Here is a 25808-nt window from a genome sequence, read left to right on the forward strand (position 1 = left end):
AGAGGATGGATTGCTTTGCTCCGCTCGCAATGACAGCGCCGCCACTCACTCCTTTACCAGCGAGTTGGCGTAGTTCACGATAAAGGCCAGCTCGCGGGCCACGGTGAAACTGAGGTTGTTGGTGCGGGCGTACTGCTCCAGCTGCTTTGCCTGCCCCCGAAATACAGCCAGCAGATCCTTCTTGGGGTTGCGCAGCGCAATGATGCTGCCGGTAGGCGTAGCCAGGTAAAAATCGTCCTTTTTCTCGGTGTAGGTGCCGAAGTTGCGGCCGCCATAACCGTAAGCGCCGTAGCCGTACGGCCCATTATTCACGGTGCGCTCCACCAACGACTCGCGGCGCAGCAGCATGCGGGGGCCATTGCTGAGCTGCTCGAAGAATGCCGGCGACGTGAAGTCGCTGTAGTCATTGCCGCGGTTCCAACGGAAGGTGCGGAACACCCGCACGCGGTTCAGGTTTTCGGTTTCGGGGCGCAGGCGCGGCACGCCGTACAGAGGGTTGCCGTAGTAGTAGCCGTTGCGGGCATCCAAGAAGTTGTCGTAGTAGCCGTTGCCGAGGCGGCTGTCGATTTGCTCGCCCTTTACGGCAAAGCTGTTGACTGATACCGCCGAAAGCGTCGTCAGAGTGCCATCGGGCTGGGCCATGAGCAGCACGTCCTGGTCGCGGCGCAGCGTAACAGGGCCCCGGAGCGTGTCGCCGGACGCCAGCAGAATGGTGCTGCCGGCAAACTCCTGCACCAAAGCCCGCTGGTTTTGCTGGGCCAGCGCGACGGGTGCGGCACTCAGCGCCAAGGCGGTCAGCAGCGTACGTACAACGGTAGGAAGCTTCATCATATGCGGAGAAAGATAGCCGAAAAAATACGGGCCCGCCATGCCTGCACGCGGCTTTTTCCAGCTAACTCTGCTGTTGTGCGGTGGGTTCCGTAGAACCGGACGCAAGGCGGGCCTTTCCCCAACCATTGGCCCGCTGCCAGGCCGCCAGAACTCGTATCTTCAGGCTCTCACCGCTCCCACTCCTTTGCTATGCAAAAAACCCTCCTCTCCTTCCTGCTCTGCTGTCTGTCCGCTGGTTGGGCTACGGCTCAGCTGCCCCTCACGCCCCGCCAGCTCTATCCCGGCCTGTTCGAGGCAGTGCAGCAGGGCCGTGTGTACCCCGACAATAAGACGTTTGTGGATATGGTGCCACTGGCCCCGCCGGCCCGCATTCTGGCCGACTATGCCCAGCAGCGCACCCAGCCCGGCTTCAACCTGGCCACCTTCACGAAGGCCCGCTTCCAACTGCCGGCCTCCGATGCCAGCACCTACCGCAGCAACGTGGCCGCCGGCCTGCGCCCCCACCTCGATACGCTCTGGCGCGTGCTGGAGCGCCGCCCCCAGGATTCGGTGGCGCGGTTCTCGTCGTTGCTGCCGCTGCCCAAGCCCTATTTGGTGCCGGGCGGCCGCTTCCGGGAAGTGTATTACTGGGATTCATACTTCACGATGATCGGGCTGAGTGAGGCCGGCCGCACGTCGCTGGTGCGCAGCATGACCGACAACTTCGCCTACCTGCTGGGCCGCTACGGCTTCATCCCGAACGGCAACCGCAGCTACTACCTCACCCGCTCGCAGCCGCCCTTCTTTGCTTTGATGGTGCAGCTGCTGGCCCAGCAGCAAACCGACTCGGTGCTGCCGCGCTACCAGCCCGCGCTGCTGCGCGAATACGCCTACTGGATGGCCGGGGCCGATTCGCTGGCGCCCGGCAAGGCCAGCCTCCGCGCCGTCAGGATGCCGGGTGGCGAGGTGCTCAACCGCTACTGGGACACCAGCACCGAGCCCCGCGAAGAGTCGTACGCCGAGGATGTGGCCGCGGCGAAAGGCCTGGCCAACCCGCGCCAGTTTTATCGTGATATTCGGGCGGCAGCCGCTTCTGGCTGGGACTTCAGCACCCGCTGGTTCGGGCCCGATGGCAAGCTGACGTCCATCCGCACCACCGAGCTGGTACCCGTGGACCTGAACTGCCTGCTGCTGACGCTGGAACAGACGCTGGCCCGCTCCTACAAAGCCCAGGGCCAGGCCGCTACGGCTAAAAGCTGGGACCTGAAAGCGACTAGGCGCCAGGCAGCCATCCAGCGCTACTGCTGGAACAAAACCGCCAGCTGGTTCACCGATTATGACCTCCCACAGCGCCGCCCGGCCGCCATCCGGACGCTGGCGGGCGTGTTTCCGCTGGCATTTGGGGTGGCCACTGCCCCGCAGGCCAAGCTGGTAGCGGCCGGCCTGCAAAAGGATTTTCTGAAGGACGGCGGCCTGCTCACGACGCTCAACGCCAGCGGCCAGCAATGGGACGCGCCCAACGCCTGGGCGCCGCTGCAGTATCTGGCCATCCAGGGCCTGCGCCGCTACGAACAGCAGCCCCTTGCCGACACGGTAGCCACGCGCTGGGTACGCCTGAACAGCCGCGTGTTTCAGCAAACCGGCAAGCTGCTGGAAAAATACAACGTGCAAAACACCAGCCTGCCCGCTGGCGGTGGCGAGTATCCGCTACAGGATGGCTTCGGCTGGACTAACGGCGTGCTGCTCTACCTACTGAACCATTCCAGCGCCAAGCAGCCGTAAGTGGATAGTGCGCCGCACTTGCTTCGCATAAGTCGAGGCAGAAAAGTAAGCTACAGACCTTCGGCACTAACAAAAAAAACGCCCCGCACGAATCCGTGCGGGGCGTTTTGCAATTACTCCAGTAAGCGTCAGGCTGCTCTACTCCACGCCCACTACCGAATCCGGGTCGAGGTGCGGGGTGCGGTCTTTGTGCAGAATGGTGTGGCCCAGCTTGTCGCGCTTGGTGGTGAGGTAGCGCTCATTGTGCTCGTTGGGCTCCACCTCAATGGCTACCGATTCCACGATTTCGAGGCCGTAGCCAATCAGGCCGGTGCGCTTGCGGGGGTTGTTAGAGAGCAGACGCATCTTGCTGATTCCCAGGTCGCGCAGAATCTGCGCGCCTACGCCGTAATCGCGCTCATCCATACCGAAGCCTAGTTCCAGGTTGGCTTCCACCGTGTCGCGGCCCTGCTCCTGCAGCTTGTAGGCGCGCAGCTTGTTGAGCAGGCCAATGCCGCGACCTTCCTGGTTCATGTACACAATCACGCCGCGGCCTTCGCGCTCAATCTGCTGCATGGCGCGGTGCAGCTGTGGGCCGCAGTCGCAACGGCACGAGCCGAAGATGTCGCCGGTGACGCAGGAGCTGTGCACGCGCACCAGCACCGGCTCGCCGTTGGCAATGTCGCCTTTTACCAACGCCAGATGCTGGGCGTTGGTAGTGCGCTGGGTGTAGGCAATCAGGTCGAAGTCGCCGTAGTCGGTGGGCAGCTTCACCGAAATTTCGCGATTGATGAGGCTTTCCTTCTCAAGACGATACTTGATCAGGTCCTGCACCGAAATCAGCTTCAGATTCCACTTGTCGGCAATTTCGCGCAACTCGGGCAAGCGGGCCATTTCGCCGTCTTCCTTCAGGATTTCCACCAGCACCCCGGCCGGCTCAAACCCGGCGAGGCGCGACAGGTCGATGGCGGCTTCGGTGTGGCCGGCGCGGCGCAGCACGCCTTCCTTGCGGGCTTTCAGCGGGAAGATGTGGCCCGGCTTGCCCAGCTCCTCCGGCTTGGTGTCGGGGTCGATGAGGGCCAGAATGGTTTTGCTGCGGTCAGAAGCCGAAATACCGGTGGTTACGCCGTTTTTCAGCAGGTCGATGCTGACGGTGAAGGGCGTGGAGTGAAGGGCCGTGTTGCGGCCCACCATCAGCTCCAAACCCAGTTCTTCGCAGCGCTGCTCGATGAGCGGGGCGCACACGAGGCCGCGGCCGTGGGTGGCCATAAAGTTGATGACCTCAGGCGTGGCACAGCGGGCGGCGCAGATAAAGTCGCCCTCGTTTTCACGGTCTTCGTCGTCCACGACTACCACTACCTTACCGGCGCGGATATCGGCAATGGCGTCTTCGATGGAATCAAGCATGAATTGCAGATTTTGCAGATTATTAGGATTTCGCGGCGTATGGTTCCGGCCGGAACCGCGCGAAGCTGCTGCTACAACCAGCATCAGTGCCGCGAAGTTACGAGAGAGTGAGCGAGTAACTGAGTAGCCACGCGAATTAGCGTTCTGTCATCCTGAGCTTGCAAAGGACCTTATCACGCTTGGGAAGCTACTTGCCCAAGTTCGTGCAGCAGTGATAAGGTCCTTCGCAAGCTCAGGATGACAGAACAATTACGCCTCAACTCAGCTACTCTTTCGCCAGCTCTTTGGCGCGTTGCTGGGCAGCTTTCATCCCGGCCTGCAAAGTTTCAGCCAGGCCACCGGCGCGGAATTCGCGCAGGGCGGCTTCGGTGGTGCCACCTTTGGAAGCCACGGCCGCAATCAGCTCGTCAGGGGTTTTGTCGGAGCTGTTGAGCAGGTGGTAGGCGCCCAGCATGGTTTGCTTCACCAGCAGCCCGGCCACCGACTCGGAGAAGCCCAGCTCGCGGCCCGCCTGCATCATGGCCTGCACGATGTAGTAGAAATACGCCGGGCCGCTGCCGCTCACAGCCGTCACGGCATCGAGCAGGCTTTCATCTTCCAGGAAAATCGACCGGCCGGTGGCATTGAGCAGGTTCTCCACCTGATGCAGGCGGCTGCGCTCCACTTCCGGCGCCGCCGAAAACCCGGTGATTCCCAGCCCCAGCAGCGCCGGCGTGTTGGGCATGGCGCGCATCACCTGCTGGTGGCTTAACTCGCGTTGCAACCGCCCGATGGTGATACCGGCCATAATGGACACCACCACCTGCCCGGGCAGCAGCACCGCCCGCAGTCCGGCGGCTATCTTACTGAAATCCTGCGGCTTCACAGCTACCATCACCACATCGTAGCTGCCCACGGGCGCTTTGAGCAGGCCGGTGGGCAGACCCTGGTGGGTGGCGCCCAGCCGCTGGCAATGCGCCGCGTCGCGGCCGAGCAGCAGCAAATCGGCGTGCTCCACAAGGTTGTAGTGCAGAAACGCTTTGGCGAAGGCCATGCCCATGTTGCCGCAGCCCAGGATTGCAATGCGAAGAGGAGTCATGGGGTTTACAGTTAAAATTGGTGAGCTATGCGAGTATGCTTGGCGCAGTCGGCAGCAGTACAGCCATTGACAGCCATTGCGGGCAGACACAGGAAGGCGGCTAATGCACACATGGAAGAAGCATGAGCCACCCTACGTGAGCAACTTCTGAATTACGAAGCCAACTGTCAATAATCCCCCAATTGCGGGGACTGCAAGACCCAAAACAGGCCCGCTGAACAACGCCGCAAAGCTATCCACTTCGGCCACTTCAGGTGTCAGCGGATCATGAATGATATTGATGTAAGTTCCGGCAAGGCTTTTTTCGTCGGAGCCAATCTGCGACACAAATTGCCACTGCTTGCCCTGATAGGAAAAGACTATAATAGGGGCAAAATACCTGTACCCCTCGCTATCAGCACTTTCCTCGAACCCGATTACCTCTCCGGTTTTGTGTATTCCGTGGCGCTTTAGCTGAATAGCCGCCAACAGCAGCCTACATGACTCTCTACCGACCCGAAACCACACGCTACCCAGAATTAGTGCTGTAAGTAAAGCAGTCAACCAATCCAGCATCAGGCGGGCTATTCAAACAACGCTTCCAACTTGTTGGTGGCGGCTTCCCAGTTGTAATGCTCCTGCACGAACAGGCGGCCTTGCCGGCCCAGCTGGGCCGCAGCGGCGGGGTCGTTGAGCAGGCCGATGATGAGGGCAGCAAGGTCCGGAGCCGACTCGCCCACGAGCAGGTTTTCGCCGGGGCGGCCGCGCAGGGCGTTGTTGGCCAGCGGTGTCGTCACGCAGGGGCGCTCCATAGCCATGGCTTCCAGCAGCTTGTTCTGCAGGCCCGTACCCACGCGCATGGGTGCCACAAATACCTGCGCGGCAGCGTAGGCGTCGCGGATGTCGGGCAGGCGGCCGCTTACTGTTACTGCCTCGGAGGATAGTGCCTGCACCCGGGCTGCGGGCGTGGTGCCCGCAATCAGCAGGCGGGCTTCGGGGTGCAGCTGGCGCACCAGCGGCAGGATTTCCTCGGCCAGAAACACAGCGGCATCCACGTTGGGGTGGTAGCTCATGTTGCCGCAGAACAGCAACTCGTAGGTGGTTTCGGTGGCGCGGGGCTGGAAAAACTGCGTGTCGATGCCGTTGAGCACCACCTGAATCTGGGTGCGGTGCGGATGCTCGATAAGCTGGCGGTCCTGGTCGGAGATGATGGTGTGGTGGCGAAACCAGTCGAAAGCCCGGGCCTCGTAGGTACGAAGGCGGCGGCCCTCCCGCAGCCAGAGCGGCCGCTGCCACCCCGGCGCATTCTCGGCCCGGCGCAGCATGCCCTTCGAAAACACGTCCATGTAGTCGAGCGTCATGGGCAGGCGGGTGGTGTGGGCGCGCAGATAGTGCGCCATCCGAATCAGCTGGCAATACACGTGGTCGGGCCGAAACTGCCGGATCAGGGCATCAAGCCGGGTTTGAGCGGTGCGGTCGTAGAAGTAGCCGACCTGCAGCGGCAGCCGCTGGGTTAGGGCGCGGGTCATGTTCAGCACGATGCCGGGGCGGCGTAGGTGGTGCACATGCAAGCCACCGGCGCACAGCGGCTGCACGGCGGCGTAATCGGCCGCAGTTACCGGCTCATCCGACAGCGCAAACAGACAAACCTCGTGGTGCCGGGCCAAGTGGCGCAGCTGATGAAACGCGCGCAGCTTGTCGCCCTTGTCGAGCGGATACGGAAACCGGGACAGCAGAACGAGAAGCTTCATTGAGGCAAACTTACGCGGTTTCGGCGCGGCGCTGGCGCACTACGCTGTACAAATCCACAAAGCTTTCTACTACGCGGCGGTTGTCGTAGAGGCGCCGGATGGTGCGGGCGGCCTCCTGCCCGATCAGGCCGGGGGCCAGCTGGCCGGCGTAGTAGCGGTCCAGCACCTCCAGCCAGGCGGCCGGCGAATCGCGCACCACGATGTCGAAGCCGTCTTTTACGTGAATGCCTTCCGCACCCAGCGTGGTGCTCAGAATGCACTTGCCCTGGGCCATGCCCTCAATAATTTTGATGCGCATGCCGCCGCCACTCAGCAGTGGCACCAGCATAATTTCGTATTGCTGCATGAAGGCCGCTGCCGACTCCACGAAGCCGTGTACCGTCACGCCGGGCAGCTGCAGCTCCCGAAAGCGGGCGGGCATTTCCTTGCCGGCTATATGTAACTCCAGACCGGGATATTTAACGGAAACCTGGGGCCAGACTTCGCGCAAAAACCAATCGAGCCCCTCCTGATTGGGCAGCCAGTCCAGCGAGCCAATCAGGAACAGCGTGCGGGGTTTGGGCTGAGTGTGGGGCGCCAGCTGCAGCCGGGCCAGCTCCACCCCGGCCGGCACGAATACCACCGGCTCCGGGCAACCCAAGGCGCGCAGCCGCTGCTGGTCAGGCTCGGTGATGGCCGCCACCGCATCGAACCGGGGCAAATAGTCGTGCTCGAACTGCTCCACGCGCCCGGCCAGATGCCCCAGATAGAACCGTTTCAGGGGGTTTCGCTCGCGCCGGGCCAGCATCTGCCAGATGGTGTATTCTACATTATGTGAGCGAAGCACCACCGGTACTCCCGGTGCCACCCGGCGCACCACGTCCACGTACCACGCCACAAACGTGCCTTCCATCTGCACAACATCCACGGCCTGCGTGCGCAACAACTCGGTTAGCTGCGCGGCAGCAGCTTCGCTCACAAACCGCTCGACATTGTACGGCAGCTCGCTACCAAGCAGGTTGCGCAGGGCTTTGACCGGCGACAGGCGCGTGTCAATATCCACCGTAACCAGGCGGAAGTTGGAACCCAGATGGTCGAGGGCGGTGGCAGGCTGGTAGTGCTTGGGCGTGTTCAGGGCCAGCATCGTCACGCGGTGGCCGGCCTGCACGAGGCCAGCGGCCACGTCATACATGGCAATGGCTCCACCATCAGTGGTAGGAAACGGAACGCGCGGACAGATTTGAAGGATGTGCACTTTCGTGGGATGGCGGAGTGATGGGTTGGACGTCATGCAGAGCGCAGCGAAGCATCTCGCTAGTGTAGCAATTAATAGCGCCACAACCTCAGCACGCGAGATGCTTCGCTCTGCTCGGCATGACGTTCTAGATAATCTACCATCACCACTGCTACGCCTGAAACTGGCGCACCAGCGAGGCAATCTGGTCATCGGTACCCAGGAACAGCATGACGTCGCCGGGCTGGGGCACGGTATCGGCGCTGGGGCTCACCAGCAACTCGCCGTCGTGGTGCTTGAGGCCGATGACGGTGGCGCCGGTGCGGCTGCGGATATCCAGTTCACGGATGCTGCGGCCGCGCCATTCAGGGCGCATTTCGTCGGGGCGCAGCTCTTCCAGGCGCAACTTATTAGGGCCTAAACCTGAAATCATGTCCAGGAACCGAATAACCTCGGGCCGAATCACGAGGTTGGCCATGTGCGAGCCGCCGATTTCGTCGGGCATCACCACCGAGTCGGCGCCGGCGCGCAGCAGCTTGGCTTCGCTGGTTTTGAGGCTGGCCCGCGCAATGATTTTAATGCCCGGATTCAGCTCACGGGCGGTCAGGGTCACGAACACATTATCGGCATCCTTGGGCAGCGCCGTGATAATAGCCCGCGCCCGCGCAATGCCCGCGGCCAACAGGGTTTCGTCGGTGGTGGCGTCGCCGAAAACGGCCAGCATTTTGCCGCCGCCGTCCAGAATGCTTTTGAGCAGGACATCATTTTGCTCGACAATCACCACCTGGGCGCCACTGTCGCGCAATTCGAGGTAGGCTTTGTTGCCGTTGCGCCCGAAGCCACACACAATGATATGGTTGGACACATTGCGGATTTCCTGGTCAGTGCGAAGCATGTGGAAGAGGTTGCGCAGCTCGCCATCGAAGATGTAGGTGGTGAGCACCGACACCAGGTAGGCCACCACGAGCAGGTTGAAGAAGATGTAAATCGAAACGAACAGCCGCCCCGCCGGCGACAACGGGTGCAGCTCCCCAAACCCCACCGTCGAGATGGTAATCATCGTCATGTAGAACGCCTCGAGCAGTGTGAATTTCTCAATCCACATAAAGCCCAGAATGCCCCCACCAAAGCTGATAATCGTGAGGACTACAGCCAGGAAAAACCGACTCAGATTAAAGCGTTGCCACATTTTTTCAATTAAAAATTGCGAATTAAAAATTAAAAATGGGGGCTTTAGACTGGCTGTTATGACAAACCAAAAATCGAGAAATAAGCGAGACTTTCGAGGCGCAACAACGACTGCACGAAATTAGCCAGCCACGCAATTTTTAATTTTTAATTTTTAATTCTTAATTTTTAGTTGAATCAGGCCCCGCGCGGAATCACCGTGCCCAGCAGATTGGCCAGCTGGTTGTCCATCTGCTTGAGCAGGTGGATGGTTTGCAGGTTTTCCATCATGCTGGCCTCATCTACCGGATTGCGCAGGGCTTCGAGGCGCACGGCCAGCTCACGCTCCACATTCACCTTGTTGAGGCGCAAAATGGCGTTGTCGCAGGCGGTTTGCAAGAGGTCCAGCTCGCGGGGGACATGAATCTGGTGGGTGGTCCAGTTGGGACTGAGCTCGTACTTTTCGGTGGCCAGCTCGGCTACCACGCTGCGGATGTCGGAGCGGCCGTGCTGAATGAGGGTGCGCACCTCGGGCCAGCGGCCCTGCTCCAGCTCCTGCCGGCACAGGTGCAGCAAGTCGGCATACACGCCGGTTTTAAAGGGCGTATCATCGAGCTGTTGCAGCAGGTATTGCGCCACGGCCACCTCGGGGGCCAAGGGCTGCGCCGAATAGAGCAGCAGCAGGCGCACCACTTCCCGCTCGCACTGCTCCAGCACGTCGGGCACGGGCTCCAGGTCCTCACGAGTGAGGTTCTGCAGGTCGCCACCGCCGCCCATCAGGTCCTCGGGCGAGGCGCCGTACATCAGGGCTTCGGCCTCTTCCTCGGGGCTCATGGGCCGCGGGGCGGGGCGCTGACTAGCGCCGCCATTGGGCACCTGCTGGCCGCCGCTATAGCCGCTGGCCGGACTGCCAGTCGCCCCGCTCCCACCGCTGCTGGCGCTGCTCTGGCCGCCGGACGCCTTCTGCGTGGCGTTGCGCACCAGCTTGTTGTACTCCGTGATAAGCACCTGCTCATCAATACCAAACGCCTGCGAAGTCTGCTGCAGAAACACCTGCCGCTTGATGGGGTCGGGTACTTTGCTGATGCTTTGCAGCACCTCGCGGATGGCTTCAGCCTTCTTCACCGGGTCGTGGGCCGCTTCGCGCGAAACTAGGTCGGTTTTGAACTGGATGAAGTCCTGGCTGGCCCCTTCCAGGTGCTCCTTAAAGCGCTGGTCGCCGACTTTGCGGATGTAGCTGTCGGGGTCGTCGCCATCTGGAAACAGCACCACGCGCACGTTCAGGCCACCTTCCAGCAGCATATCAATGCCGCGCAGCGAGGCCCGAATGCCGGCCGCGTCGCCATCGTAAAGCACCGTCACGTTGTCGGTGTATCGCTTGATGAGGCGGATCTGGCCGTCGGTGAGCGAGGTACCCGACGAAGCCACCACGTTCTTGATGCCGCCCTGGTGCAGACTCAGCACATCGAGGTAGCCTTCCACGAGGTAGCACAGCTCCTCCGAACGAATGGGCTGCCGGGCCTGGTAGAGCCCATAGAGCACATCCGACTTGTGGTAAATCTCTGATTCGGGCGAGTTGAGGTACTTGGCGGTCTTGTCGTTAGGCTTGAGCGTGCGCGCCCCGAAGCCAATGACGCGGCCCGACACGTTGTGAATCGGGAACATCACGCGGCCCCGGAACCGGTCGTAGCGGCGGCCGGTGTCTTGGCCCTGGTCGTCTTCGCGGCGCACTACTAGGCCGGTTTTCTCCAGATACTTCAGCTCGTAGCCCTGCTTCTCCGCCGATTTCAGCAGGTCGTCCCACTGGTCCAGCGAGTAGCCCAGCTCGAAGGTTTTGATGGTGGCCTGGTTGAGGCCGCGCTGCTTGAGGTAGCTCCAGCCAATGCTCTGGCCTTCCTCGTTGTCCTGGAGCAGCTTATGGTAATGGTCCTTGGCCCAGTTCGAGACGATGAACTGGGAGTCCTTTTCGTTCTGGGCCAGCTGCTGCTCGGGCGTCTTTTCCTCTTCCTGAACGTCGATGCCGTACTTTTTGGCCAGGTACTTCAGGGCCTCCACGTAACTGGTGCCCTCGATGTCCATGATGAACTGCACCACCCCGCCGGCCTTGCCGCACCCGAAGCATTTATACAGGCCCTTGGCCGGGGCCACCGAGAAGCTCGGCGACTTTTCGTGGTGAAACGGGCAGCAGGCCCACATATTCTGGCCCTTGCGCTTGAGGCTCACGAAGTCGCCCACCACCTCCACAATGTCGGCGTGGTGGATAATCTGGTCGACAGTTTCTTTGGGGATACGGGCCAAGGCGGTGCGGGCAACAGGGGTAGCAGCGGAACAGAACCCCAAAGGTAGGCAGGAACCGCCGCGAAGTGGCAGCCTAAAAGAACGTCATTCCGAGCGGAGCCGAGGAATCTCGCGTGCTGACATTGTAATAGAAACTGTCATGCTGAGCTTGCCGAAGCATCTCTACCGCTTCGTTGAGTTACTACTGCAACGAAGCGGTAGAGATGCTTCGACAGGCTCAGCATGACGTTCCATTTGAGCCCCACTCCCCTGATTCTACCCCAGCAACGGCTTCACCCGCTCGCCCAGCAGCTCAATAGCGCGGAGCATCTTTTCGGGGGCCAGGTCGGCGTTGTCCATCTGGAACGTGACGCGGCTCACGCCGCCCAGCGACTCGGCGTGGCGCAGAATCTTGGCAGCTACTTCCTCGGGGTTGCCGACCAACAGCGCGCCACGGGGTCCACGCTGGGCCTCGAAGTGGCCGGGCGTGACGGGCGGCCAGCCCCGCTCCCGCCCGATGCGAGTGAACGTGCGGGCATAGCCGGGGTAATAGTCGGCCACGGCCTGCTCGCTGGTTTCGGCAACGTAGCCTAGGGAGTGCAAACCCACCTGCAACTGCTCGGGCGCGAAGCCGGCTTTCCGGCCAGCTTCCCGGTATAAATCGACCAGCGGCCGGAAACGGTGGGTTTCGCCACCGATGATGGCCACCATCAGCGGCAGTCCCATGGCCCCAGCCCGCACAAACGACTCGGGCGTGCCGCCCACGCCGCGCCAAATGGGCAGCTGCGCCTGCATGGGCCGCGGGTACACGGCCTGCCCCGTGAGGGCCGGCCGGAACCGGCCGGACCAGCTCACCTGCTCCTGGTCGCGGATCTGAAGCAGCAACGCCAGCTTTTCCTCGAACAGGGCGTCGTAGTCGTGCAGGTTGAGGCCGAAAAGTGGGAAGGCCTCGGTGAAGGAGCCGCGGCCCACCACCAGCTCGGCCCGGCCGTGGCTGAGCAAATCGAGGGTGGCAAACTGCTGGAACACGCGCACCGGATCGGCGGCGCTGAGCACGGCTACGGCGCTGCCCAGCCGGATACGTTGGGTGAGAGCCGCCGCCGCGCCCAGAATCACGGCCGGGGCTGAGTCGAGAAACTCGCGGCGGTGGTGCTCACCGATGCCGAAGAAATCCAGGCCCACCTGGTCGGCCCGCTCGATGCGCTCCAGGAGCTGGCGCAGGGCCGTGGCGTTGTCGGAGGCGGTGCCACCCGTAGGGGCCGCGGCGAAGCTGTCGATTCCAAGCTGCATGGTGGTGAGTTGTCCGTTGTTAGTTGTCCGTTGTCAGGGCTAAAGCTACGGCCTGCCGGGCAACTGGCGGTTCGCTGAACGATGTAGAGACGCGACACTTCGCGTCTCTACATCGTTCAGCGACCGGGGCCACACCGACTAAACAACGTCAGCAACAACGAGACGCGAAGTGTCGCGTCTCTACGCCGTTCATCGGCTCAGAACGGCAGTAGCGCGAACTTTGTAGTTCGCGTCCCTACACCGTTGCAACAACTCCAGCGGCGCGGGGACGCAAACTACAAAGTTCGCGCTACTGCTGCCGGGGCTAGATATTGTGGCTGGCGGTGGTTTCGGGGATGATGACCACGTAATCAAAGTTCATGAGGGTAGTCACCAGGGCGGCACTGCTGATTTTCAGCTGGTCGCGGAGCAGGGCGCGGCGCAGAGGGCGTACGTCGAACACCTGCCAGGCCGCGCCGGCCGGTGTGGCCGCCACAAAGGGCCGGATCATGCTGGTTTCGGCGTTGGAATAGGTGGCCACGTTCTTGCTGAAATCTTGCAGATTGAAGCCGCTGGTCTGGGTGCCCTGCTTGCCGATGATGAAGATGTGCAGCGACTTCTGGTCCTGCATTTCGGCCAGATTCAGAGCCAGATTGCCCACGTCGTACACGCCGCCCGTGAAGCTGGCGCCGCGCCCCATGTGGCCAGCCCCGAACTTGAAGAGCATTTTGGGCAGCGGCTGGCTGGGCAGCTGGTAAGCGGGCAGCTCGACCATCAGGTTGCGGCGCATCAGGTTTACGCGGTCCTGGTGGCTTTGGAGGCCGGTTTTGGGCTGGATGGCCGTCTGGTTGATGCGGACACTGGTGATGTACTCCTGCACCATGCGCTGCACTTCCGGGCTTTCCGAGCGGGCCAGGGCCGTGAGGCTATCCAGGGTGGCCGGCGTGTGGCGGTACACCATCAGCTGGCCGGGGTCGGTGCCCATCACAGCCTGGTTGTGGGCCTGGTAGGCTGCGCCCCGTTGCCGCAGGTATGCCGCCGACTGCCTGTTCTTGGTTTTCTCAGCCAGTAACGAGTAGAAACGGCCCGGCGCGAAAAATCCTACCTGCTCCAGTCCTACAATAGCTGTGTTCTGCGCCCGCAGCGCCCGGGCTAGCTCAAACTCCTCGGCCCAGCTATAGAAGGAAAGCCCCATCGGGTACTGCCGCTCAACAGCTACGGGCAAGCCTGGCTGCGCAGCTAGCCGGGCTAAGTCACGAGCCTGGTACTTGTCGATTTCAGCTACGTATACTTTGGGCTTCAGCACCTCGGCCACAGCTTGCGTGAACCCCGGAATCTGGGCCATGCCGTGGTCTTCGCCGACCAGCACCACCTGGCTTTTCTCGATGTCCTCCCGCAGCTTATCCCAGCCCGCACCTGAAAACCGGGTGCCCTTCTGCTCCAGCGCAAACTGGTATTTGCGGGTGAGGCGGGTGAGCGTGCTGTCCTGGGCCTGAACCTGCAGGTTGAGCAGACTGATCAGAGCGACGCCGGCGGCCAGGCGCAAACGGCGGGTGGTCGTATGAAAGCGAAGCGGCATACGCGGGGAAGGATACATGACTAATAAAACGGATAATAGGAGAAGCCACGAAGATAGCGGGGGATTACGCGCAGCCAAATCCGGCGCGCAGTTGCGTATGGGCGGGTGGACGTTCCAGGGAAACCATACCACGCAACCGCCGCCCCGGTTTCCGGGTTATCTTTGTGCTTTGCATCCGCACTTTCTTCGCTGACTATAATGGAACCCATTACCAAAGAAGCCGTCCTCAAGGCCCTGAGCTACGTGGAGGAGCCCGATCTGGGCAAAGACCTCGTGACGCTCAACATGATTGAGGACGTGCAGATTGACGGCCGCCGCGTGTCGTTCACGGTGGTGCTCACCACGCCCGCCTGCCCCCTCAAACAGCTCATCCACGACGCCTGCGAGCGGGCCATCCACACGATGGTGGACAAGGACGCCGAGGTGGTGATTGTGATGACCTCGCGCGTGACCACCATGCGCCAGAACCGCGACCTGCTGCCCGGCGTGAAAAATATCATTGCCATTGCCTCGGGCAAGGGCGGCGTGGGTAAAAGCACCGTCACGGCCAACCTGGCCATTGCCCTGGCCAAAACCGGCGCCAAAGTGGGCCTCGTCGATGCTGATATCAGCGGCCCCAGCATGCCCCTCATGTTCGGCGTGATGGACGAGCGGCCCCACGTATTTCAGGGCCCGGATGGCAAAAACCTCATTCAGCCGGTGGTAGCCCACGGCGTAAAGCTGATGAGCATCGGCTTCCTGGCCCCGGCCGAATCGGCCATTGTGTGGCGCGGCCCGATGGCCTCCTCAGCCCTCAAGCAGTTCATCACAGAAGTGGACTGGGGCGAGCTGGACTACCTGCTACTCGACATGCCTCCCGGAACCTCCGACATCCACCTCACCATGGTACAGACGGTGCCCGTTACCGGCTCACTCATCGTGACCACGCCCCAGAAAGTAGCCCTGGCCGACGCCGAAAAGGGCCTGCAGATGTTCCGCCTGCCGCAAATCAACGTGCCGGTGCTGGGCATCGTGGAGAACATGGCCTGGTTTACGCCTGCCGAGCTGCCCGACAACAAGTACTTCATCTTTGGAGAAGGCGGCGGCGTGGCCTTGGCCGAAAAGCACCAGGTGCCGCTGCTGGGCCAGATTCCGCTGGTGCAAACCATCCGCGAAAACGGCGACCAAGGTACGCCTGCCATCTTGCAGGAAAACACGCCGGCCGCTGAAGTATTCGCCCAGCTGGCCGAGGAGCTGGCCCGCCAGGTCAGTATCCGCAACGCCGTAGCCCCGAAAACCAACATCGTGGAAATGAAGTCCTAACTGGCGTAACGACGGAGTAGATAGACCGTCATGCTGAGCGAAGCGGAGCGGAGTCGAAGCATCTCTACCGCTTCGTTTCAATGCTATCAATTAGCCGGAGGTAGAGATGCTTCGACTGCGGCTCCGCCTTCGCTCAGCATGACGGGCAATTTCTCACGTTCTCCGTAGCTATGTTCCCCCTGAACTTCTCCCCGCTCCGGCCGGTTTACTGTAGCGTCGGCTGAATGTTCTACCTTTGCTTTTGTATTGCCGACGCTGGCTTACGCTTTCCGGCCCAACCAGCGTACAACCCGTGAAATTCCCGTTATGACCGTATCGCCCGCCGTGGAAACTCATCCGCTCCTGCCTCGCATCGAACAGGCTCTGGACACAATCCGGCCTTATCTGGCTGCCGACGGAGGCAATGTGCGTGTGCTTGATATCACCGCTGATATGGTGCTACGGCTGGAGCTGCTCGGCGCTTGTGGCACCTGCCCCATGTCGCCGATGACGCTGAAAGCCGGCGTGGAGGAATCGGTGAAGAAAGCGGTGCCCGAAATCCGGGCGGTAGAAGCCATCAACCTCACGCCCATGTCGGCGCAGCCCGCTGGCCAGACGGGTCATCCTGTGTCGCCGACTCCCGTACCAACACCAGAGTTTTAAGTTACTTCGTTAATTGCCCTGCGCCCCGCTCCTGCCGTTTTCCGGTGAGAGCGGGGCGCGCCGGCTTTAGGGCCTGGGTGAACAGTTCATGTATCGTATACTTAAACTTTTTCGCTCGTCTGGCCCACTCGCGCCACCAGACTCAGGCAGCTGAGCGCACCGGATCCAGGGCCTGAATCTGGGCTTTGTAGGCAGTGGGCAGCAGTGCCTCGCGGGCCCACTGGCTTAGCCCGAGCCGCTGGGTGCGGCGGTACACCGGAATGACGAGGCGCAGCCAGTAGCCCCGGCCCAGACCCAGCAGGAAGCGCACGTGCGGCGGCACTATCAGTCCCTGCGCGGCCAGCAAAAGCGGGTAGCGCACAGGCCCCAGGTGCTTGCGGTACTGCTGATACAGGTTGGTAGTGTAGCGGCTGGGCGCCAGGTTTTGCTGCAGATGCTGGTAGCGGGCCACTTGCCAGGTGGCATACGTCAGGGGTACCTCCGGAATGCTCATCCGCTGCCCCACCCGGCCAAACACCACCACCACCTCTTCCTTTTCGGCAGCAGTCAGCGGCCGCTCCAGCGTCTCAAACGCCCGGATGGAGTAATCGATGAGCATAAACAGCACGTCGCGGTAGGCCCAGTCGGAGATGCGCTGGCCCCGACGCGCCTCCACGGCGGCGTGAATGGCGGTAATGGTATCAATGGCGCGCTCGGCCGCGGCCTGCTCAGCAAATACAATCTGGCGGGCGTATTCTACCGTGGAGAACAAACGCCCCAGCGGGTCGGCGGGCAGACGGCCGGTGAAGTACAGCCAGTCCACTGCCTTATTGACGGCAAACTCCGCCGCGGCTCCGGCAAAAATGAACAGGATGGTATCGGCCTTGCCCCAAATGACACGCACAACCGAATTCTGCGACACAAAATATTCCATAACAAGTTGCTACTCTACGTCCGCTTACTTCACTAACAGTTGGGAAAAGCTGATTTCTGCCTGCAAGTTACCAAAGTACTTTCAAATACAAAGTTTACTAAATTTGAGGCAACTTCTATGATTACTGGTGATGCCCCGACCCCTACTAGTTAACCTATCTACCCAACGGCTGCGGCTGCTGGCCTCTGCGCTACTTACCCTGTTGCTAGGGCTGGGCGCCCGGCGCTACGCTCCGGAACTCCCGGCGTGGCTGGCCGCCTACGCCGGCGACACATTGTGGGCCCTGCTGGTTTTCTGGCTGATTGCGCTACTCCGGCTCCGATGGCTGATACGCAACATCGGCGCAGCTGCCGGACTTGTAGCGCTGGCTATCGAAACCAGCCAACTCTACCAGGCGCCCTGGCTTACTGCCGTGCGCCACACCACGCTGGGCGGCTTGGTGCTGGGCTACGGCTTTCTGTGGACGGATGTAATTTGCTACTGCGTGGGAATACTGCTAGGCTGCGGCCTGGAAAGCGGCTGGCGCTACCGTCAGGCGCCAGTGTAAAGGGAAGGTCATTTTTTATGTAAAACAGCAACGCCCCGCTCCTGCCGGTTTTCCGGTTGGGGCGGGGCGCTGTGAGTTTGGAAAAGTGTACGTTTATCAATATTAATATTCGCCCGCAATACCTATTAGTCACTGATAAAAACAAAAAATTCAGCTTTCGAATATTAGTCTTAAAAAGCTACTCATATCATTTATACGTTATAGCTGATATTCTTTCACTAAATATCAAATACATTTCCATGATCATTAAAACCACGAATGCAGAACACTAAGACAACTCAAGTGCACATTACACAAACGCTAAAATAACAATTCATTATATATACACGCATTTCATAATTATATGATTAATATATTCACATACTATAACCAATTATCACGTATAACATAGACGCGAATATGGAAAAGCATATAAAATATAATGTTTTAGTACGCAAAAGATTATATTCACGTACTTTAAACAGCTTTATTAACGCATAGTAAATAACCACAGAGAATATCAATACCTGAGTTATTTAATTGAAGTAGCATGAACTGCTTAATCTATTATCTAAGACAATATAATATAATGGCGATATTACAAATACCTCTGCTGTAAATAACATTATATATTTATTAATTCTTATCACGTCAAATCCACAGATGACTAAATACAATAACATAACCCAAACAATTTTTGCATATAAAAACAAAATCAATCGACGATTAAACAAAGGAATTAAATGAGGACCAATATTCTCGGGCTCATACTCATAATAATTTCTTACACTTATGCAAATCCCTGTAGACAACAAAATTGCCACTATAATTCGGAGCATGCTAATCCTTTTGACTATGTACATACTACTATTATTTTACTTTTTTTTATATGGATCAATATAGCAGCTTCGTAAATAGCGGAGCCACTGAAGAATACATACTGACTTTGTGCGCTGTGGCGCAGTTCAGTTTTTTCTCAAGACTTAGTGCTTAGCGCGAAGATACTTAAAGTGTTTAGCTGCCGCTCGCCCATCAGTTCCACTAGCCGGCCCCATTCCGTCGTCCCCGTTACCTTTACCGCTCCTACCACTAACGAGCAACCGAATGGCTAACCCCAACGACCCCGCCCTGCATTCCTGGATTGATATTGCCCCCGGCAGCGACTTTCCCATTCAGAACCTGCCCTTCGGCGTGTTTGAGACAGAGGAGCGCGGACCGCGGCTGGGCGTGGCCATTGGCGAGTATGTACTGGATCTGTACGCCGTGGCCCAGTTCGGTTTTTTCGATGACCTGGATTTAGGCGCCAAGATGCCCAAGGTGTTCCGCCGCCGCTCGCTCAACCAGTTCATTGCCCTGGGCCGGCCGGCGTGGCGGGCCGTGCGCCAGCGCGTCTCAGAGCTGCTGCGCCACGACAGCACCGCGCTCCGCTCGGATGAGGTGATGCGCGAGTGTCTGCTGCGCCAGCGCGAGGTGCGGATGCTGCGCCCCGTGAAGCCCCACAACTACACCGATTTCTACAGCAGCATCGAGCACGCCACCAACGTGGGCATCATGTTCCGCGACCCGGCCAACGCGCTGCTGCCCAACTGGCGGCACATTCCCATCGGCTACCACGGCCGGGCCAGCAGCATTGTGGTGAGCGGCACCGATATCCGCCGGCCCAACGGGCAGCGCAAGGCGCCCGATGCTGCCGCGCCCACCTTCGGACCGTCGCAGCAGCTGGACTTCGAGCTGGAAGTGGGCTTCATCGTGGGCCAGGGCACGCACCTTGGCGACACCGTGCCGATTCAGCATGCCGAGGACCACATCTTCGGGCTGGTGCTGTTCAACGACTGGAGCGCGCGCGACATTCAGAGCTGGGAGTACGTGCCGCTGGGGCCGTTTCTGGGCAAGAGCTTCGGCAGCAGCATGTCGGCGTGGGTAGTCACGCTGGACGCGCTGGAGCCGTTTCGGGTGGCCGGGCCGGTGCAGGAGCCCGAGCCGCTGCTGTATCTGCGCCAGCTGGATAAGCACAATTTCGATGTACACCTGGAAGTGGAGCTGCAGCCTGAGAACGGCCCCGCCACCACCATTTCGCGCTCCAACTTTGGGCTCATGTACTGGAGCATGGCCCAGCAGCTAACCCACCAGGCCTCCAACGGCTGCAACCTGCAGGTCGGTGACCTGTACGCCTCAGGTACCATCTCGGGGGCCACGCCCGACTCATTGGGCTCGATGCTGGAGCTGGCCTGGCGCGGCACCCGCCCTGTGCCCCTGGCCGACGGCTCGGAGCGCAAGTTTCTGCTCGATGGCGACACCGTGACCATGCGCGGCTACTGCGAAAAAGACGGCCTGCGCATCGGTTTCGGCGAAGTGACGGGCAAAGTGCTGCCCGCGCCGGTGGTGTAGGACTTTCCTGCTTTAAAAAACCTGTCTGAAAAGCTGGCGGCTGCCCTTGCGAGGATGGGCCGACAGCTTTTCAGCTTTCCGGCAAACTGCGGTACCCAGCCGCCAACTGCGCAAAATCCGCCAGCTGTTGCTGTTGCCACGTTTCGGAATGACCTAGCTCAGTGGCAAGCAGATGCGCTACTACCGGCGCCGCCGTAGTGGCGGCGGTGGCGTCCAGGAATAGCAGCCGCAGGCGGCGGGCCAGCACGTCGGCTACGGTACGGGCCATTTCGTGGCGGGCAGCCCATACCACTTCGGCCAGCAGAAAGGGAAAGCCGGGGGCTAGTGGGGCCGCCCAGACTGGATTGTCAGCCAGCAATTGCTGCAGCCCGGCAGCATCAGCGCCGTAAGCGGCCAGGTGAGAACTGGGCAGCGAATCCAGCGGTGCGGCACCGTGGATGGGCATTGTGGCGGTGCGGCAGGCTTGCTGGGGCAAGGCAGCAAGCTGCTGGGCGCGGTCCACTGCATCTTCGGCCATCTGGCGGTAGGTAGTCCATTTGCCGCCGATGATCGTGAGCAGGCCTGACGCTGACACCAGCAGCTTGTGGCTGCGCGAAATTTCCTTGGTAGCGGCTCCTGCCTGCGTGGGTGCTGCTAAAGGGCGCAGGCCGGCCCAGGTGCTGAGCACATCACTAAGCTTGGGCGGGCGCGTGAGGTAGCGGCCGGCCGTTTCCAGGATAAAGCGCACTTCGTCAGCTTGAGCGCGGGGCTCAAGCGTGGCTTGCGGCACCAATGTGTCGGTGGTGCCTACCACCACCCGGCATAGCCACGGCACTGCAAACAGCACCCGACCGTCGGGCGTCTGCGGAATCATGAGGGCCTCGGGGCCGGGCAGGAAGTCGGTGGGCAGCACCACGTGCACGCCCTGGCTGGGGCGCACCAGTGGGGCGGCAGCGGGCGTATCGAGGCGCAGCACGTCATCTACGAATACACCAGTGGCATTTACCACCACTTTAGCCTGCAGCGCATAGGTATGGCCGGTTTCCTGGTCGCGGGCAATGGCACCGCACACGCGGCCGGCAGCATTTTTCTGCAGCGCTGCCACAGATACGTAATTGAGCACCGTGGCGCCGTGGTTGGCGGCCGTCTGGGCCAGGTTGAGCGCCAGCCGGGCATCATTGAACTGCCCGTCGAAGTAGCGCACGCCGCCCCGCAACCCTGTTAACTGTACGCCCGGCAGATGGCGGGCAGTTTCGGTGACATCCAGCGCCCGGGCCCCACCGATATTGTGCCGGCCGGCCAGCAGGTCATATATCTTCAGGCCAAGCAGGTACCACGGCCGCTCCCACCACCGGTAGCACGGAATCACGAAAGCCTGCCGGTGCGCCAGGTGCGGCGCATTCTGTAGCAGCCGGGCCCGCTCGCGCAGGGCTTCGCGCACCAGCCCCACCTGGCCCTGCGCCAAATAGCGCACCCCGCCGTGCACAAGCTTGGTGCTGCGGCTGCTGGTGCCCTGCGCAAAGTCGGTGCGCTCCAGCAGCAGCGTGCGGTAGCCGCGGCTGGCCGCATCCACCGCCACGCCCAGCCCCGTGGCGCCACCTCCAATAACAAGCACGTCCCAGGCGGGCGTTGCGGTAAGCTGGGCCAGATGAGCGGCGCGGACAAAGTCAGGCATGGTGAAAGCTGAGTTGAGTGCGGCAGTATACGGAAGTACCAGCTGAATTCAGCCGGCTTTTCAGCACAACAGCCACTGGCTATTTGTCCGCGCCTCAGCGCCTTGGCAGGCAACCACTTCTAGGTTCAACTCTCAAAATTGAAGCTGAACACTAACAACCTTGGCACAGACGACCGGGTACACCTTAGCGTCGACCCTAGGTGTAATCGTTGTTTTTCAACCTTCCTCGTTTCGTCTCACCTGTTCTACTTTCTTCTTAAACCAAGACGCATATGCTAGCTATGGACTACCGGGGCCCGAAAAGGGTCCGTGCCGTGCAGAAACCCATGCCGGAAATAAAGCACCCACAGGATGCTATTGTGAAGGTGCTGCGCACCTGCATCTGCGGCTCAGACCTGCATCTCTACAACGGCAACGTGCCAGATACCCGCGTGGGCACCACTTTCGGCCACGAATTCGTGGGCGAGGTAGTGGAAATCGGCTCTGAAGTCACGAAGCTGAAAACCGGGGACCGGGTAATTGTTCCGTTTAATATTGCCTGCGGCGAGTGCCACTTTTGCCGCCAAGGCATGTTCGGCAATTGCCACGAATCTAATACCGAGGCCTCGGCTGTGGGTGCCATCTTCGGCTATTCGCATACTGCCGGCGGCTACGACGGCGGCCAGGCCGAGTACGCCCGCGTGCCGTACGCCAATGTAGGCCCGACCATCGTTCCGGAAGGCATGGACCTGGATGATGCCGTGCTGCTCACCGACGTGGTGCCCACCGGCTACCAGGCGGCGGAAATGGCCGGCATCCAGACCGGCGACACAGTGGTGGTGTTTGGCGCAGGCCCGGTTGGCATTATGGCCGCTCGCTGCGCCTGGCTGTTTGGCGCCGGCCGCGTGATTATCATCGACAAAGAAGAGTACCGGCTGGAGTTTGCCCGCAACTACTCGTACTGCGAGGCCTACAACTTCGAGGAAATGGACGACCCGGTGGTGTTCATCAAGCGGCTGACCGACTGGATTGGGGCCGACTGCGTGATTGACGCCGTAGGGGCCGAAGCGGCCGGCAATGCCATGCAAACCATTACGGGCCGCAAGCTGCTGCTGCAGGCCGGCTCGGCTACGGCCGTGCACTGGGCTATCAACTCGGTGAAGAAAGGAGGCGTGGTGTCCATTGTGGGCGTGTACGGGCCGACCGACAACTTGATTCCGATTGGCAATGTGCTCAACAAGGGCCTGACCATTCGGGCCAATCAGGCCTCGGTGAAGCGCCTGCTGCCGCGCTTGATCGAGCACGTGCAGAATGGCACGCTCAACCCCAAAGAGCTCATTACGCACCGCATTCCACTGGCGGAAGTGGCCGATGGCTACCGCATGTTTTCGGCCAAGCTCGACAACTGTATCAAGCCCGTGCTCATTCCTTAACCTTCCCTTTCGAAACACCGACTGACCATGGAAAAGAACGTAGTAAATACGCCCATAGACCCCAAGCAGATTCCGGGCTGGGGCGTGGATGCAGACCCTGAAAACGACCCCACTTACCCCATGCGGGCCCGCATGAACGTAGGCCAGGACCCCGACAGCAAGCACCGCCCTACCCTGCAGCACGATGACACCGAGAAGCTGCGTTCCATTGAGCGGCCCAATATATCGGCCGTATATGGAACTACCGTGCCCCCAAGCGGCCTCAGCGGCCTGATTCGCCGGTTTGCGTTCAAGTACAGCGAAAACCGCTACCGCCACTGGCTGCCTTTGGTGGTTGCTGACCGAGTGAACGTGGTTGAGGGCATTCTGGACGATTTTGTGCACGGCAAGGTGCCCAACATCTTCGCCGAGAAAGGCTACCCCGTGGAAATGAAACACAACCGAACGGCGTTCCTGACCAAGATGGCCACAATTGGCGCGGTTACGGCGGGCCTGGTCGTATGGCTGTCGGCTGACAGCAAGAAGAAACCAAAACAGCGTAAGAAAGACTACCTGAGCCGGTTTTAGAACGAGTGCAGGCCAGCAGTCTGCTCCCAATTTAAAAAGGCCTCAGCTTTTCAGCTGAGGCCTTTTTATGCTTTGCGTCGGTGAGCTTATCAGTCCGACAAACCGTTAAGTCGCACGATTCTACTTACGCCCTTCGATGATTTCGTCTACCACAGCCGGGTCGAGCAGGGTGGTGGTGTCGCCGAGGCTGCTGATTTCGCCCTCGGCCACCTTGCGCAGAATGCGGCGCATGATTTTGCCGGAGCGGGTTTTGGGCAGGCCTGATACAATCTGAATCTTGTCGGGTTTGGCGATTTTACCGATTTCCGCCACGATGGTTTCAATGATGCTGGCCTCAATGTGCGCCTTATCCGACTCCTTCCCCACAGCGCCCGAACGGCAGATGACGTAGGCATAAATGCCCTGGCCTTTCACGTCGTGGGGGTAGCCCACGACGGCGCTTTCCACCACGTTGGCGTTCTGGTTGATGGCGTTTTCAATTTCGGCTGTGCCGAAGCGGTGGCCGCTCACGTTAATAACATCATCCACGCGGCCGATGATACGGTAGAGGCCCTGCTCGTCGCGGCGGGCGCCGTCGCCGGTGAAGTAGTAGCCTTTGTAGGGCGCAAAGTAAGTTTGCACGGCCCGGTCATGGTCGCCGTAGGTGGTCCGGATGATACCCGGCCAGCTTTGCTTGATGGCGAGGTAGCCTTCCTGGTCGTTGCCCTCGATTTCGGTGCCATCCTGGTTGAGCAGCACCGGATGCACGCCCGGCAGCGGCAAACCCGCATGCGTGGGCTTGCTGGGCGTGATGCCCGCCAGCGCCGAAATCATGATACCACCGGTTTCGGTCTGCCACCACGTATCCACGATGGGGCAGCGTTCCTTGCCCACGTGCTGGTAGTACCAGTACCAGGCTTCCTCGTTGATGGGCTCCCCTACCGAGCCAATCACCCGCAACGAGTCCAGCGAGTAGCTAAGCACGTTGTCGAGGGGCGCGGCCATGAGGCTGCGGATGGCTGTGGGCGCGGTGTAGAACACGCTGACCGAGTGCTTGTCGATGACTTCCCAGAAGCGGCCGGCGTCGGGGTACGTGGGGATGCCCTCGAACATGAGCGAAGTGCTGCCGGCCAGCAACGGGCCGTAGAGCAGGTAGCTGTGGCCCGTTACCCAGCCGATATCGGCGGTGCACCAGTAAATGTCGTTTTCTTCCACCTGAAACACGTTGCGGAACGTGTAATCGGCCCACACCATGTAGCCGGCGGTGCTGTGCACGACGCCTTTGGGCTTGCCGGTGCTGCCCGAGGTGTAGAGGATGAACAGCGGGTCTTCGGCGTCCATTTCTTCGGCGGGGCAGGTTTTGGCCACGCCCTCTGCTTCCTCGTGGTACCATACGTCGCGGCCTTCCTCCATGTGCACAGGCCAGCCCAGGTGCTCTACCACAATCACGCGGCGCACGCCGGGGCAGGTTTCCAGGGCCTCATCTACCACGCGCTTCACCGGAATCTGCTTGGCGCCGCGGTTGAGGCCATCGGCCGTGAGCACCACTGTGGCCTGGGCGTCGTTCACCCGGTCGGCAATGGCCGTGGCCGAGAAGCCGGCGAAAATCACCGAATGTACCGCCCCGATGCGGGCACAGGCCAGCACCGCAATGGCCAGCTGCGGAATCATGGGCATGTAGATGCACACCCGGTCGCCTTTCTCCACGCCGTTGTTGTGCAGCACGTTGGCGAAGCGGCAGACTTCCTGGTGCAGCTCGCGGTAAGTGAGGCGCAGGTGGCGGGTTTTGGGGTCGTTGGGCTCGTAGATGATGGCCAGCTTGTTGCCGCGCGTGGCCAGGTGGCGGTCCAGGCAGTTCTCGGTGATGTTGAGGCGGGCGCCCTGAAACCACTCGTTGTGGCCGGTTTCCATGTCGGAGTGCAGCACCTTGTCCCATTTGCGGCGCCAGGTGAAGGGCGCCGCTACCGAGGCCCAGAACTCTTCGGGATGGTTGATGCTGAGGTGATACGCCTCGTGGTAGCCTTCGAGGCTGCGAATGCGCGCATGCTTGGCAGGAGTTTGGTCGGGCATGATATGGGGGAATGTGTGGGTGAAATTTTAGAGGTAAAATTCTCCTCCTTTTTCAGGGAGGGGA

The 25808-nt window shown here is 60.6% G+C and carries 20 protein-coding genes; 7 read left to right on the plus strand and 13 right to left on the minus strand.

The window, feature by feature from the left end:
- Window positions 1-45: 45 nt before the first annotated feature.
- Window positions 46-831 carry a hypothetical protein gene (locus tag H8B14_RS15180; RefSeq protein ID WP_187316505.1) on the minus strand — a complete coding sequence of 262 codons (786 nt, stop codon included), beginning with the start codon at window positions 829-831 and terminating at the stop codon, window positions 46-48.
- 189 nt (window positions 832-1020) lie between these two features.
- On the opposite strand from H8B14_RS15180, the gene treA reads away from it, so the two are divergent.
- Window positions 1021-2592, plus strand: a complete 1572-nt coding sequence (gene treA, locus H8B14_RS15185; protein WP_187316506.1) for an alpha,alpha-trehalase TreA — start codon at window positions 1021-1023, stop codon at window positions 2590-2592.
- A gap of 138 nt (window positions 2593-2730) precedes the next feature.
- On the opposite strand, the gene H8B14_RS15190 is transcribed toward treA, so the two are convergent.
- The 9 genes from H8B14_RS15190 to H8B14_RS15230 form a co-directional block, all read right to left on the minus strand.
- A complete protein-coding gene (locus tag H8B14_RS15190) occupies window positions 2731-3978 on the minus strand; it encodes a bifunctional 3,4-dihydroxy-2-butanone-4-phosphate synthase/GTP cyclohydrolase II (RefSeq protein WP_187316507.1) in 1248 nt (415 codons plus the stop codon).
- Window positions 3979-4243: 265 nt separating this feature from the next.
- A complete protein-coding gene (gene proC / locus H8B14_RS15195) occupies window positions 4244-5056 on the minus strand; it encodes a pyrroline-5-carboxylate reductase (RefSeq protein WP_187316508.1) in 813 nt (270 codons plus the stop codon).
- A 132-nt stretch (window positions 5057-5188) separates the two neighbouring features.
- Entirely contained in the window at window positions 5189-5611 is a 423-nt protein-coding gene (locus H8B14_RS15200; RefSeq protein ID WP_187316509.1) for a DUF3592 domain-containing protein, read from the minus strand.
- A gap of 8 nt (window positions 5612-5619) precedes the next feature.
- On the minus strand, window positions 5620-6786 hold the full coding sequence (locus H8B14_RS15205; RefSeq protein WP_187316510.1) for a glycosyltransferase: 1167 nt from the start codon (window positions 6784-6786) through the stop codon (window positions 5620-5622).
- Window positions 6787-6796: 10 nt separating this feature from the next.
- Window positions 6797-8020, minus strand: a complete 1224-nt coding sequence (locus tag H8B14_RS15210) for a glycosyltransferase family 4 protein (RefSeq protein WP_187316511.1) — start codon at window positions 8018-8020, stop codon at window positions 6797-6799.
- A 151-nt stretch (window positions 8021-8171) separates the two neighbouring features.
- The gene (locus H8B14_RS15215; protein WP_187316512.1) at window positions 8172-9188 is read right to left on the minus strand and encodes a potassium channel family protein; all 1017 of its coding nucleotides are present in this window, start codon (window positions 9186-9188) and stop codon (window positions 8172-8174) included.
- Window positions 9189-9364: 176 nt separating this feature from the next.
- The gene (dnaG, locus tag H8B14_RS15220) at window positions 9365-11464 is read right to left on the minus strand and encodes a DNA primase (protein WP_187316513.1); all 2100 of its coding nucleotides are present in this window, start codon (window positions 11462-11464) and stop codon (window positions 9365-9367) included.
- Window positions 11465-11719: 255 nt separating this feature from the next.
- Window positions 11720-12733, minus strand: a complete 1014-nt coding sequence (locus tag H8B14_RS15225) for an LLM class flavin-dependent oxidoreductase (RefSeq protein WP_187316514.1) — start codon at window positions 12731-12733, stop codon at window positions 11720-11722.
- Window positions 12734-13037: 304 nt separating this feature from the next.
- Complete coding sequence (locus tag H8B14_RS15230) at window positions 13038-14291, minus strand: hypothetical protein (RefSeq protein ID WP_187316515.1); 1254 nt, start codon at window positions 14289-14291, stop codon at window positions 13038-13040.
- A 198-nt stretch (window positions 14292-14489) separates the two neighbouring features.
- Here H8B14_RS15230 and H8B14_RS15235 point away from each other — a divergent pair, with 198 nt between their 5' ends.
- Window positions 14490-15593 carry an Mrp/NBP35 family ATP-binding protein gene (locus tag H8B14_RS15235; protein WP_187316516.1) on the plus strand — a complete coding sequence of 368 codons (1104 nt, stop codon included), beginning with the start codon at window positions 14490-14492 and terminating at the stop codon, window positions 15591-15593.
- A gap of 306 nt (window positions 15594-15899) precedes the next feature.
- Window positions 15900-16235 (plus strand): NifU family protein, encoded by a 336-nt coding sequence (locus H8B14_RS15240; RefSeq protein WP_187316517.1) that lies wholly within the window; start codon window positions 15900-15902, stop codon window positions 16233-16235.
- 142 nt (window positions 16236-16377) lie between these two features.
- Here the strand turns inward: H8B14_RS15240 and H8B14_RS15245 are convergent, their stop codons facing one another.
- On the minus strand, window positions 16378-17148 hold the full coding sequence (locus H8B14_RS15245; protein WP_187316518.1) for an oxygenase MpaB family protein: 771 nt from the start codon (window positions 17146-17148) through the stop codon (window positions 16378-16380).
- Window positions 17149-17278: 130 nt separating this feature from the next.
- Here H8B14_RS15245 and H8B14_RS15250 point away from each other — a divergent pair, with 130 nt between their 5' ends.
- Together H8B14_RS15250 and fahA are read left to right on the plus strand one after the other, a co-directional pair.
- Entirely contained in the window at window positions 17279-17695 is a 417-nt protein-coding gene (locus H8B14_RS15250) for a ribosomal maturation YjgA family protein (protein WP_187316519.1), read from the plus strand.
- 1083 nt (window positions 17696-18778) lie between these two features.
- Window positions 18779-20062, plus strand: a complete 1284-nt coding sequence (gene fahA, locus H8B14_RS15255) for a fumarylacetoacetase (RefSeq protein ID WP_187316520.1) — start codon at window positions 18779-18781, stop codon at window positions 20060-20062.
- Between the two features lie 70 nt (window positions 20063-20132).
- On the opposite strand, the gene H8B14_RS15260 is transcribed toward fahA, so the two are convergent.
- Entirely contained in the window at window positions 20133-21716 is a 1584-nt protein-coding gene (locus tag H8B14_RS15260; RefSeq protein ID WP_187316521.1) for a glycerol-3-phosphate dehydrogenase/oxidase, read from the minus strand.
- A 272-nt stretch (window positions 21717-21988) separates the two neighbouring features.
- On the opposite strand from H8B14_RS15260, the gene H8B14_RS15265 reads away from it, so the two are divergent.
- Window positions 21989-23128, plus strand: a complete 1140-nt coding sequence (locus H8B14_RS15265; protein WP_187316522.1) for a zinc-dependent alcohol dehydrogenase — start codon at window positions 21989-21991, stop codon at window positions 23126-23128.
- Window positions 23129-23155: 27 nt separating this feature from the next.
- Entirely contained in the window at window positions 23156-23695 is a 540-nt protein-coding gene (locus H8B14_RS15270; protein WP_187316523.1) for a hypothetical protein, read from the plus strand.
- Window positions 23696-23815: 120 nt separating this feature from the next.
- Here H8B14_RS15270 and acs read toward each other — a convergent pair whose 3' ends face one another.
- Window positions 23816-25744: an acetate--CoA ligase gene (acs, locus tag H8B14_RS15275; protein WP_187316524.1), complete on the minus strand. Its 1929-nt coding sequence runs from the start codon at window positions 25742-25744 to the stop codon at window positions 23816-23818.
- Window positions 25745-25808: the final 64 nt, after the last annotated feature.

Source organism: Hymenobacter puniceus (genome assembly GCF_014333525.1).
Classification (GTDB): Bacteria; Bacteroidota; Bacteroidia; order Cytophagales; family Hymenobacteraceae; genus Hymenobacter.